Here is a 12,396-nt window from a genome sequence, read left to right on the forward strand (position 1 = left end):
AAAGAAGAAATTTTCTTCTTTGTCCCTTTTTTATTTACCCCATTCTAACAATTTTATTAACTCTATATCCGCCAGCTTATAATAAAAAGAAAAGCATGCTTCGCATTATTGAATTTTGCTTTTTTATTTTCTGTCGATTTTAGGATTTAGCTGATAAAATCTCGTTACACTCTAAAAAAATGAGCATCCAGCCAGCGTTCTTTCCAACTGCTCCATACCTGTTCGAATTGGACTGTATTCTCTTTATAATGAATATTAAACCATTCTTTTGTCTCAATCATATTTTTATTCTCTTTTAAAAAACACAGAAAATCATACTGCTCTTTGTGCAGATCGTAAATGGACAGTTTAAATTTGTGCCTTAACACCACACAATAACTTTCTTTTCCAAAAGGAAGAGCGGGATTTTTCCCATTTTTGAATTCATAATAGTACTTTCGGACTGGAAACTGAAACTTAAATAAAGTAAATACAGGCACCAACTTTAGTTGCTCTTCGGATGTATCGATTGCTGCCAGCTGGTAATTTTCTTCTGCTTTCTCTTCAAAAAGAACACCAATCGCATATTCAAAACGGGCCAGTTCAATCATAAAATCAATCCAGTCTTCTTTGATATCTTCATTGGCATCGGGTCTGTTGTTTTCCAGATATTCTGCAAAATGGGCTCCCAAAAAAGATAAATTGTAATTATTTGAGGGGTTTGAAGCAAGATAGTCATCAGCGAAAGCACAAAAAATCGCTTCTCCTAAAGCATATTCCAATGCACTAAACTGCTGTGACATACAATTTCGTAATCGTGCAATATAACTTCGCTGGTAAATAGCTAAATGTTCCTGAGCCGTAAGTTTTTCTGAATGACAAATTACATCTTCAATTGAAGCTGCATTTGTGGCATTCGAAAGCAAATCATCAGGATTTACTCCTGTTTGCTGATAGGGATCGACCAAAAGCTGCTGCATCCATTGCTGAAAGTCTTTTAATGGTATTTTTACCGTTTTCTGCATCTTTGGAGTATTATAAAAATTTATTCACCGCAAATAGATTCAATGGGTTTGAAACCTGTTCTTTATCAATAGAAAAAATTTCTTTTTCAACTCCAACAAATGCTGCATCCATATATTGTTTTGATTTCAGTAATTCTGAATGGTACACATCAAAAGCTGGAATATTACCATCCCATTCTAATAAAATTGATGCCTGATCTGCTAATTGATAAGCTAGTTGAAATAATTTCCAAACCTGATTATTTACTTCTCTATCGTGTGTATCAATAATATAATTGCCACAATTTTGATGACCTGCCAAATGCATTTGAACTATTTTATCATGTGGAATTCCGTTGATGTATTCTACGGGATCAAAATCATTATTAAAAGAAGATACATATACATTGTTTACATCAAGGAGTAATCCACAAGCTGTTTCTTCGGTCATGATTCGTAAAAACTCCCATTCCGAAAGAGTTGAATTATTGAAAGATGCGTAGGTACTTGGGTTTTCTACAATCAGCGGTCGTTCTAAATAATCCTGAACTTGTCTAATTCGGTTACAAACATGTTTTAATGAATCTTCATTTAGCGGAAGCGGAAGTAAATCGTGCGAATTGGTCGTTAAAACTCCTGTCCAGCATAAATGATCGCTGATCCAGGCTGGCCTGACTTCACTTGCCAGTTGCTTTAAACTATTTAAATAATCAAAATTTAAAGGATCAGTGCTTCCTATAGAAAGCGATACCCCGTGCATTACCACGGGATATTTTTCTGCTATTTGTTGTAAAATATATCTCGGACGTCCATGTGAATCCATAAAATTCTCAGAAATTACCTCAAACCAGTCTACGGCAGGGTTTTTCTCCAGAATATGTTCAAAATGTTGGCTTCTGAGTCCTAATCCCAATCCTAAATTGGGTAATCCAAGTCTAGTGTCCATTATTTTTGGGTTGACAATTTGAAAGACTCTCTGGTAATTTTTTAGCGCTTTCTTCTTCCATTTTCAAAACTCTTTGTGCTGCCGCAATTTTTCTTTCAGCAGGGTTACTGATGTAGGAACAAGATCTTGAACCGCTTTGTCCGCAAGAAGAATAATCTACACCCGAAGTACCACGAATTGAGTTTACGTACTCATCGCTTGGTCCGTATTGCTGTGGAGCTTCGCCAAAAGATTCTCCGTTTTCTTTTCTTTTTTCTTCAAAGCGTATTCTGGCCAATTGCCAAACGCTAAGTCCTTTATTAGGGCCTTGCGCCATAAAACGAGAAGACAAAATAGGCACACCGCAGCTGCCTTGATAACGACAATCATTTTCACCGGGATGGCAAAGTTCTTCTGTAGTTCCAAAAATCCCGCAGCCTCCCTGCCCTTTACAAGCATTTAACGTGTGGCAAGGATGACCAACTGCTGTTGAGCAATCGCCCTGACCTGCACAATCATTATTTCCTGAATATCCCGCATTTTTGCATGAATTAAGCCCCATGCATACATGAAGTTCTTTTGTTACTAATTCTGACATGTTGTATATTTTTATATTAATGATTGTATCTAAAAGGTGTACCTGGTACTTTAGGAATATCGGCTTCAATACTGTAATCCAATCCTACGTCTGGTAAAGACGGGAAATAGTTTTCGCTTTTTATGGCCCAGCCCCAATTAACAGGATCGGCTTTTGCCAATTGATCCACTAAACTCATGATTTGTGCTTTTGGTCTTAAGAAACTTTGTTCAAACGAAAAGGGTTCAAATGTTAAAGCGCCTTTATAAGCCTGATTGCCTTTAGTATAAGTGTATTGATTAATTTGGTTACCAACTCCACTCAAAAGCCAGATCATTGATTTATGAATACCAAAAATGAATAAATCGTATTGTGTACTTTCGTCTTTATAATAACAGGCTTCAATCATTAAAAGAATATAAGCAAAAACTGCATTCCCTAATTGTGAACATAATGCCAATGCCTGATTGCCCGAAGCTTTATAATCAGCTGTTTTAGGATTAGCATCGGTGTCATATACAAAATAGCTGAAGAAATCATCTAAGCCCTGAATGTTACGAAACTTTTGCTGATAATGCCCGCCAAGTGTATAGGCTTCAAGAAATTTGGCAAAATGAGCAGGTTCTTTCCCGGAATCATCATAATCGCCTTCCCAAAATTCTACCTTGCCATCGACAATATCCATTGGTACCGGCATTTTATTTTCGCCCCAAATTAAGGTATGCTGCTTGTATTTACTTTTCCCTTCTCCCTGATCAATGATACGTTCTATCGCATCAATTGCCGAATGAGCGTCATGTACTCCAACAAGTCCGCCGCTATCATCTGCATTAGCAAATTGAGGGTTGTGCTCTCTGTCATAATGTACCGTATTCATTGAATTTTGAGAATAATACGGTCTCGGACGATTTGGATTATCCGGAGGAAGCAATTGGGGTCTGTAATTATAAGGTCCCGGGAAATCCTCCTTTATACATTTGATAATCATTTCATACAAACGACCGATTGTTTGATATTCAACCGTATCCAGCAATTGTGCATTTGCATAAGGATCTTTAAATGGTTCAGGGCTTTCAATTTGTAAAAATGTAGTCAGCTGCTTCAATGACAATTTTGCTGCATTAATTTGAAATTCAGGAATATGTCCGTCTAATTGTGTTGGAAATGTTAGTACTTTTCCAATCCCTAACAAATCTGGTGCTGTCTGACAAACCGCCTGTTTTACATTACAGGCAAGTGCCAGGTGCAGCATTTCTTCGATCACAACGCTCATAATTAAGGCAGCCGATTTATTCGAATAAACTAATATATCAACCTTCAGTTCTTGCGCCAGTTCGTCAATTTCGGCAGCGGTACGTTCACCGGATTGTGAAAGCTGCGCATGAAGTTTAGCATACAGTTTATCCTGATCCTGTGCTCTGTTTATCGAATAATAGGTCGATAAATACGTGGGAATTGTAGCAAGCTCCAGTGCAATTGCCTGCTGCATTACCTCTTTGATATTCTCTTTTGTTACCGAGTTAGAAAAGTTAAAAAGTTTTTTGGTTTTCATTTGTTTTTGGTTAAAATAGATTATTCCGGACTGATAAATGGATAGTATTTTTCGTCAATAATAGGTTCGATTCCAAAGAAATCATTCAAAACAGATTCGGCAGTACAAAATGCACCTTCAACCCAAGCCTGATCATTTGAATAGGTTTCTCCTACAATAAAAATTTCACAGTCTGTATTTGGAACGAGCTGAGATGGTTTTCTAATTTTTCTTTGCACATCACCTAAATTATAATGCGATTTATAGGCATGATATCCTGCATTAAAAGGAGGAAGCGACCAGTCCATATATTTTGTTTCTAAAGGTTCAGGCACATACGAATAATCAGCCTGCGGTCCAAAATGCAATGATGCCAACTGTGAACGAAGCATTTTTACCATTACAGGAGTAGCTTCTCTTGGCCCTTCAAGCGGTTGTATATCTCTTGACTCAGGAATTTCACGCGTTGTATCTGGTCCAAGTTCTAGAGCTTTCCAGAAAGTTGCGTATAGAATATCATCATAACTGGCCAAAATACCGTACACTTTTTTTCCTTTTCCGTCTCTGGCGTTATCACCAAAATAAACTACTTGACGAATAGGCATATCTGTAATACTTGGGCCAATAGTATCTAATTCAGCAATAGCTGCAATTTGTTTTTCTTCTTTAAAAGTTAAACGCTCCTGAATGGCGTTTTCTACAGCGGCTATAAAACTGGCTTTATCATTAAAGGTATTTGCTATAATAACTGGGTTTTTAGCCTTTTCTATTTCTTTAAGATATTTAGATGGGAAATTCTCTTTTTTTAATTTCTCAATTCCTTCTTGTGTTAAGAAATAACTTGTAAGTTTTGCAGGATAAGTTGGGCTTCCTGCCTCGGTTGTTCTCCACCAAGGTGTATCGAAAAACATCCCTATTTTGTATGAAGGCTCCATTAATACAGACTCTAAATACAGCTGCACTTTTTCATGATTTAATACATCCGTTCCTTCATCATCACTGTATCTGCTTGCCTGCGCCACTAAATCAATTGCTGCTCTAGGCATAGCAAGAAATGCGGCATCACATTTTTTTCTTTCTGCAAGTGCATCCGGATCTTTTCGTGTTGCAGTTGTAAAATTCACTCCAGATTTAGTGTGCACAATAGAACGCAGCCTAACATTTGGATAATAATTTAGTGTGATTCCTTTTTGTTTTGCCAATTTTTCAACTTCTTCAAATAAGCTGTCAAATAAGCTGGAATATCCTTTTATTAAAGTTTTATATTCTGTTCCCGGAAGAAACTCGTCATTGACATTAAATGACTGAGCACTATTACTGTTTACTACGTTTGAACTATAGCCATTACCATCAGATAAATAACCAAATCCTTCTTGTCCAAGCATATCATAACCAAGGTTCCAATATCCAATTTCTTTTAATAAGTCTCCTTTTTGAAAGATCGAACTATCGGGCATGTCAATATTGATTCTTCCTTCTTCATAAAATTTGCACCATTCTCTTCGCGTAGTCGGCCCAGATGTTTGCGTGATCGCTACAGATTGTATCGTTGTAAAACCATCATCTGGCGGAGCATCCTGAGCGTAATTGTTTGCGAAATAGGGAGCTGGCTGGTTAGAATTAATATCTGAGATATACATGTTTTTAGAACGCAAAGACATCAATGGGTCTGCTGATTCATTAAACGGAACTGAATCTTTCTTTAAATCCAATTCTTCTATGGTTTTAGTCACTAAACGATGTCCCGGTCCTTCAGGAGTGCCATCCCAATATAAATATCTCATACCTCCTAATTCAAGGTACGAATTGTCTTTGTCATCTTTATAATGCCATGTACAAACACGTGCACCAGGTTCTCTTGTTCCCGGATTTTTTTTAGAAAAATCGTATTTCCCCCAGTCGTAAAGTTCTAATACATCGCCCTTAACGAGCATTTTTTCGTTTTTGTTGAGTTTAGATTTCCCATCAAGTAATCTCCACGCGGTATAGAGTCCGGCTGCACCTGCTCCAAAAATAGAGTATGTTTTTTTGCTCATGATAGTATGGTTTTTAAATTTTTAGTAGTTTTTATAGATAATGGTTTTATTCATTTCCCAGTCTTGCCATTTGCTGTGCCAGATCTTTTTGAGGAATCACAATTTCTACCAAGGTTGGAAGATTTGTTTTTTTCTTAAGTTTTAAAAGTACTTCATCTAACTCTGAAACGGTTTCAGCACGATAGCTGTTTGCACCAAATGCTTTGGCAAGTGCCTGATAATCCCATTTTGGAAGAATATCAAATTCGTCAAATTTATGATCCGGTCCTGCTTTAAACGAGTCCATGTCTACATAAACCTGTTCTATAGCATATACTCCATTGCTCATCACAAAAATTACGGAGTTGATGTTGTATTTTACAAGAGTCGAAAGTGATTGTGCGATCATCATAAAACCACCGTCACCGGCTACAGTCCAGGCCTGTTTGCCACTTCCGAGCTGGGCTCCTGAAGCTGCACCGGTTTCAAAACCAATACACTGCCACGCAGCCGAAGAAATATAGGCGTTTTGAGATAATCCGTAAATATTGGTAGCCACATACATTGATGAACTTACACCAAAAGTCATTACAATATCGTCCAGCATTTTTTGCTTTTGCAGAAAAGATGTAGCATGCTCAAAAAAGCGGTTAAACGTTATTACTTCCGGAGTTACATCGTATTTAGGATCTGAGTTAGATCGCCATGGTTCCGGGAATTTTGGCTGAGCCGGAGCTATTGCTTTTAAAGGATATCCTGAAGCTTTTTTAAATCGTTCTGTCAAGGCTTCGATGAAGTCTTTTAAAGTTACTCCCGAATAGGTAAAATAACCAACTCTCGTTTCCTGAGTTGTTACCTGAATCATATCCGAAAATTTATTTTCTACCAGCCATAAATAATCATCCGTAATAATAGTTCCTAAGGATAAAATACAGTCTGAAGCTTCGACTATCTTAATAACTTCTGGTATTGAAGCCTGATCAGAATAAGTACCAATAAATTTATCCCCTTTTTCATCCAGAACCGTTTTTCCGAGTGAAGTTGTAGTGTACAACATTCCGCTTGCTTTAATAAGTTCTTCTAATTGCTTGGTTAGTTTATGTCTCAAAAGCTCTACACCTGCAAAAATTACAGGTGTTTTGGCCTGGCTAATTTGTGACCACGCCTGAGAAACCGCATTTTCAAGCGCTGCTGGTTCGCTTTTTATGATTTCAGCCTCCAGTTTTTTATTAGAAGGTTTTGGACAAGGTTCGCCCCATACTTCTTTATAACATGCTATGTACACTGGTCTTTGATGTGTAAGCGCTGCGATAAGTAATTTATCGATTTTTTCAGGAGCGCCTGCAGAAGTACTCAATGTCTCGGCAGCAACAGTAACTCTTTCATACACTTCCTGATCTGCATTGAGATTACCTGTAGAGTGATGATAAAGAACATTGTACATACTACCTATTTGTCGCGCATCGGCTCCGGGTGTAGCACTAATTACAACAACAGGACTGCGCTCTACATAAGCTCCTGCAATAGCATTTAATGCACTGAAAGTACTTACTCCATATTGTAAAGATACGGCAGCTAAACCTCTGGTACGTGCGTAAGCATCTGCCGCATAAGAAGCATCTAGTTCATTTGAAGTCCCAATGGTTTCAATTCCGTCAAAGTATTCCAGAGCCTGTGTAAAATGTTTTACATAATCTCCCGGAATTTGAAAAACCTCGGTGACATTTAATTGTTTGAGTCGGGTTAGCAGATAATCTGCGACCGTAAATTCTTTGGCAGGTTTCATTTTTTGGTTATTAGAATTAGGAGTATTTTGTTTTCGGTAATAAATCCCTTCAGTAATAAAACTGAAGAGATTTATGTTAGTCTTTTAAATTTTTATACGTACCTGAAGACTACCAGTATTATCCGCTAATCCGGCTCCGTATTCAGCATTTAAATCATCGTTGATGCATAACTTCAATAGTCCGCTTTGACCAGCAGGAGTTGTAACGGGTCCATTTCCAATAAAAAATGGAGCGTTATTTCCAACTTGTCCTATAAGGGCACCCATATTTACATTTTGAACAGGATATCCTGATTGTGTTACAATAATGTCCGGGCATCCGTTTGCGTCATACAGGTTACCATTATTCGTTTGAGGATCTGCCGTCCATAGACCCGATTCGTAACTTACTGTTATTGTATTACCTGGCTGTACTGCAACTCCCGTATTCTGCCATGTCTGATTTGCATTAACCGGAACAAAAGTTTCTACCAGCTGCAGCGTATTCGCATCAATATGCAGAAACTGAGTTGGCATATTATTAATGAAAAATTGTAAAACAATATTTTGAATGTATTGTAACTGAGTCGTTCCGTTACTTAAATTTTCAACATACCAAGTGGTGTTCATGGAAAGCACTTTTCCAAAGGAATTTTCAAAATTTATATTGCTTACTGCACCTCCTTCATTACTAGTACTTACTGTAATACTTGAGTAACTGTCAACAGTAATCCCCTGGCTGTTTAATGCATTCAATTGCTGTGTCAAATACGTTGACGGATCAATTATAGCAGGATCTGTAAACGGTAATTTAGTTTTGTCTGCGCTTGGAAAAACCGGATTTCCTGTTCCCGAAGCAACTGGTCCTCCCGTCATTAAAACCGAAACTCCATGAGGAACCGAAATTTGTTTGTTGTACTGCGTTGCCGGATTTTGTACCGGAATTGGATTTGAATCTGGAACAAAACCAGGACCATAAGGGCCTTCAACCTGGTTTTGTATTACGTGATAAAGCCATGTTCCGTTCTCTGCATGAATTAAAGTATTTTGAATGGGCTGTGCTCCGTTTGGATCGGCATTGTTGGCAATGTACACTCTTTGTTCATAAAATAGTACACTGCTTGCCTGTGTATATTGCCCTTCCCTATTTGGTGCCCCGCCGGCTATAGCCGAAAATGAGATTTCTTCAAAATAAGGAAAGTTTTTAGTGATGTAACCATTTGGAGCATCTGTTTGAGGTAAAGGCATAACATTGTAACCTGTAGCATTTGCTCCCGTAGGACTATTCCACGTACCAATAAAATTATTTAAAAGTCCCAGATTAGAAGTACCAATAACCGGCGGCTGATTCGTTGTTGATACAAGCGGAGTTGTAATGTCTGGAATTACCGCTGATGGTGCTGTTACCGCTGCTGCAGCTGCTTGTTGAGCGTGATACGGGCATGTTTGCTGTTGTAAGCCGTTTGAATTTTCCATTTTTTTTATGTATTTTGGTCCTTTTCAGGTTAGTTACGTCTTGTTTAGGAAAGTGATTCTGAGTCAAATTGGCGCATGCATCTTATCTCATTTCTTTAATAAAATTACTATGACGCCATAGTTCAAATTAAAAAAAAGGCACGAGTGCGGGATTTTTATCCACGAGAGGTCGAAATAAAAGCATAAGACCATTTCGTTATATATTTACTAACTGCTACCCGGTATTTAATCTGAAAAGAATAGATGTGCAAAAAAGCGGAGAGACAATTAAAATGCACATGTTAAAACATTGTAATAATTCTCAATAAACTGGTTAGATAATTGAATGCTTCCCGCTACTACTTTGGACAAAGAGGAAAAATTCTTCTTTGTCCCTTTTTTATTGGTCTCAGATTGGGGTTTAAAACCCTGCAATTTATTGCAGTACTTTAGTAATTCGAAAAAATCTTTATCTTTAGATTATGAGTACAGATGTAAGAAAAGGTTGGTATACAGTAAACCAATTAACATGTCATGTTGTTTGAGTAGTTTAAAGTTTTGAAGGGAGATATTCAAAAGCGTTGCCGTGAACTTTTAATACAGATATGCGAGGCTGAAGGAATTGAAATTTTAAAAGGAGTTGTGAGTTCAGATCATGTTCACATACATATCGAGTGTGCACCAAAGAAGAATGTTAGTTCGATTCTAAAAAGTTTAAAAGGACGTACCTCAAGAAAATTGCAAATGGAATTTCCAGATCTTCAGGTCCATTACTGGGGTCAGCATTTTTGGGCAAGTGGTTACGGAGTTTGAAGTATAGGAAATATTACTGATGAAATGGTAAATGAATATTTAGAGCATCATAGAAGAAAAGAAGGGGATGATAATTCAAATTTCATTCTTGAATGAAATAGAAAGAGGGACTTTCAGTCCATCGTCAAACAAACCTCTGCACTTTCAGTGCAGAGTGGTTTAATTAGAGATAAAAAACTGTTGATCAAATATATTAGATATACTACTTCATTAACCCTAGCAGTTCGAAACTCATTTTTTTAAATTGTAAATTTTTCAGGAAAAATAGGACCTATTAAGTGTCTTGACCCTATCCAGTTTCCAATATTGTAACATTCATTAAGTTTTAAGAGACTCTCTACACCATTATTTAAAAGCTCCTCTAAATCTTTACTTTCCTCTTCAAGCCCAGTTAATTTTAGTTGCAGCCGTACTTCTTTAGAGATTGAAAAACTATGAAAAGAGTTTAGAAAAGTTTCTATTGAAGTATCAAAAAAATAAATTAATTCCTTACTATTAGGGCTGTCTTTATCAGACAGCCCTTGTTTTTAATTATGTTTTAATAAGGAAACAAATACACTTTTTTAGAGTTTTTAATTATTATTACATCTTTGAAGCTGACTAAAAGATAATGATAATGCTCTATTTTTAAGACCCAAAAATCATAGTTTCAGGATAAAAGGTTACTTCTCCTGATGCAATATCATGAGATCCGCCAACAATTCCAATCTCTCCTTTTTCAATCATTTCTTTTAAGATCGGACTACGCTCCATGATTGATTTAACAGTTCGTTTAATATTGATTTTCGATACATTTTCAACAAATTCAGGATTACCTGAATTTCGGTTTTCTTTTGTTTCAGTTTCATCATCAACTGCTGGTCTTATCTTTGTAAGCAGTGCTGTTAAATTGCCCATTTCGACATGATCACAGGCACCTTTTACAGCCCCGCATTTGGTATGGCCCAATACTACAATAATTTTTGAACCTGCCACTTTACAGCCAAATTCCATACTGCCTAAAATGTCCTCATTGATAATATTTCCGGCAATACGTACGCTAAAAACATCTCCAAGTCCCTGGTCAAAAATTAATTCTGCAGAAGTTCTACTGTCTATACAACTCAAAATAACAGCAAAAGGATGCTGTCCTTCTGAAGTTTCATTTGCCTGTTGCAAAAGATTACGATTTATTTTTAAGTTGCTTACAAACCTTTGGTTTCCTTCCTTCAATAATTCTAAAGCTAAAGAGGGAGTAATAGCAGCTTGCATTTCTTTTGTTAACGTTTTCATTTTGATTGATTTTACAAGGTTATGATAAATAAAATTTTTCTGGCTGATGTGGTTTAGGGATATCCTTTTCTTTCAATAAATCCTTAATATTTATTTCAATCGTTCTGGCAATTGATTTTACTGGTGTATCTGTCGGACGATTTCTAAAGGGGTCCTGCAGATGTGTGGCAGATTTTTCCAAGAGAAAAAATGTAGTCGAAATAACTAATAACAATGGAATTTCAAAATAGCTTTCTATATCCCTTAACGCAATTGATAGCGTAACAATAAAGATGTAGATAAAGAAATGTAAAAAAATATGATAGGTTGTAGGAAAAACAGTGCTTTTTATACGTTCAGCCATTCCCATATAGTTTGAAAAATTAACCAAAGTATTATTTAATTTAACTTGCGAAAAAATATCAATTGATTTTTTTTCTTTCAATGCCGCTATTTGAAGTGTATTCAACTACAAAAGTGCTAAAGGCTTATTGCTTTGTTTTTCTATTTCCTGCATATCTTCCCCCGTAATAAAGTTTTCCAGGTTTTCAACAGGATCCAGTCCGAGTAAACCCTGCCCCAGACTATAACACCATGCAATATGCCTAAAGGCCATTTCTCTGATTTCGGTTTGATTTTCTTTGGCTACAAAGGATTGTAATTGCAGTACAAAACTACGACTATCGTTAACTATGCTTCCACATATTTTTCTTGCTTCCCACCAACGATCATAAGACTGATTGAGTTTAAAAGAAAGAATCACAGAAATTGCTGTTCCTATAAATGCAAGTATCGCTATAGGCATTATCGGAATAATATTTTCGAATTGAGTCGTAAGATAATGAACCAATAAACCAATAATTAATACAAAGAGAATTTCATACTTGACCTTTTTGAAAAGATAGGAAACGGGTATTTTAGTATTGGTTAGCATAAACTTTAGATTTGGTTTGTTATGTAAAAATAACAAAACTATTTAAAATGATAGTAATACTATTATAGATAATTGTTAAATATTTTTTAAGATATATTTACTTTTAAACATTAAATGTTTCACTATATTTGCTTAAACAGTAATTGA

General features: G+C 36.4%; 8 protein-coding genes and 2 pseudogenes. 1 reads left to right on the forward strand and 9 read right to left on the reverse strand.

The features are described from left to right. Positions 1-164: 164 nt before the first annotated feature. The 7 genes from BXU10_RS16770 to BXU10_RS16800 form a co-directional block, all read right to left on the reverse strand. Positions 165-1,004 (reverse strand): DNA-binding domain-containing protein, encoded by an 840-nt coding sequence (locus BXU10_RS16770; protein ID WP_078228646.1) that lies wholly within the window; start codon positions 1,002-1,004, stop codon positions 165-167. A 10-nt stretch (positions 1,005-1,014) separates the two neighbouring features. Further along, positions 1,015-1,929, reverse strand: a complete 915-nt coding sequence (locus BXU10_RS16775) for a DUF692 domain-containing protein (protein WP_078228648.1) — start codon at positions 1,927-1,929, stop codon at positions 1,015-1,017. Beyond that, positions 1,919-2,506, reverse strand: coding sequence for a hypothetical protein (locus BXU10_RS16780; protein ID WP_078228650.1), 588 nt, complete (start codon positions 2,504-2,506; stop codon positions 1,919-1,921). Before BXU10_RS16780 ends, BXU10_RS16775 begins: the two co-directional genes overlap by 11 nt. A gap of 16 nt (positions 2,507-2,522) precedes the next feature. Then, positions 2,523-4,037 carry a ferritin-like domain-containing protein gene (locus BXU10_RS16785; protein WP_078228652.1) on the reverse strand — a complete coding sequence of 505 codons (1,515 nt, stop codon included), beginning with the start codon at positions 4,035-4,037 and terminating at the stop codon, positions 2,523-2,525. 20 nt (positions 4,038-4,057) lie between these two features. Then, positions 4,058-6,052, reverse strand: coding sequence for a hypothetical protein (locus tag BXU10_RS16790; protein WP_078228654.1), 1,995 nt, complete (start codon positions 6,050-6,052; stop codon positions 4,058-4,060). A gap of 46 nt (positions 6,053-6,098) precedes the next feature. Beyond that, complete coding sequence (locus BXU10_RS16795) at positions 6,099-7,817, reverse strand: alpha-keto acid decarboxylase family protein (protein ID WP_078228656.1); 1,719 nt, start codon at positions 7,815-7,817, stop codon at positions 6,099-6,101. A gap of 84 nt (positions 7,818-7,901) precedes the next feature. Continuing rightward, positions 7,902-9,272 carry a heme-binding protein gene (locus BXU10_RS16800; protein WP_078228658.1) on the reverse strand — a complete coding sequence of 457 codons (1,371 nt, stop codon included), beginning with the start codon at positions 9,270-9,272 and terminating at the stop codon, positions 7,902-7,904. Between the two features lie 528 nt (positions 9,273-9,800). Here BXU10_RS16800 and tnpA point away from each other — a divergent pair. After that, a pseudogene (gene tnpA / locus BXU10_RS16805) lies at positions 9,801-10,160 on the forward strand (IS200/IS605 family transposase); the annotation flags it as partial. Between the two features lie 531 nt (positions 10,161-10,691). Here tnpA and BXU10_RS16810 read toward each other — a convergent pair. Both BXU10_RS16810 and BXU10_RS16815 read right to left on the reverse strand, forming a co-directional pair. Next, complete coding sequence (locus BXU10_RS16810; protein ID WP_304529079.1) at positions 10,692-11,366, reverse strand: carbonic anhydrase family protein; 675 nt, start codon at positions 11,364-11,366, stop codon at positions 10,692-10,694. After that, positions 11,356-12,249 (reverse strand): annotated as a pseudogene (locus BXU10_RS16815) (bestrophin family protein). The gene BXU10_RS16810 and the pseudogene BXU10_RS16815 overlap by 11 nt, the downstream one beginning before the upstream one ends. Positions 12,250-12,396 lie beyond the last annotated feature (147 nt).

This window comes from Flavobacterium sp. LM4, assembly GCF_002017935.1.
Taxonomy (GTDB): Bacteria; Bacteroidota; Bacteroidia; order Flavobacteriales; family Flavobacteriaceae; genus Flavobacterium; species Flavobacterium chungangense.

Bases quoted from the DNA above. Each gene is read 5' to 3' on its own strand.
- BXU10_RS16790 (WP_078228654.1), bottom strand. From the start codon at position 6,052: ATGAGCAAAAAAACATACTCTATTTTTGGAGCAGGTGCAGCCGGACTC.
- BXU10_RS16775 (WP_078228648.1), bottom strand. From the start codon at position 1,929: ATGGACACTAGACTTGGATTACCCAATTTAGGATTGGGATTAGGACTC.
- BXU10_RS16795 (WP_078228656.1), bottom strand. From the start codon at position 7,817: ATGAAACCTGCCAAAGAATTTACGGTCGCAGATTATCTGCTAACCCGA.
- BXU10_RS16785 (WP_078228652.1), bottom strand. From the start codon at position 4,037: ATGAAAACCAAAAAACTTTTTAACTTTTCTAACTCGGTAACAAAAGAG.
- BXU10_RS16770 (WP_078228646.1), bottom strand. From the start codon at position 1,004: ATGCAGAAAACGGTAAAAATACCATTAAAAGACTTTCAGCAATGGATG.
- BXU10_RS16780 (WP_078228650.1), bottom strand. From the start codon at position 2,506: ATGTCAGAATTAGTAACAAAAGAACTTCATGTATGCATGGGGCTTAAT.
- BXU10_RS16800 (WP_078228658.1), bottom strand. From the start codon at position 9,272: ATGGAAAATTCAAACGGCTTACAACAGCAAACATGCCCGTATCACGCT.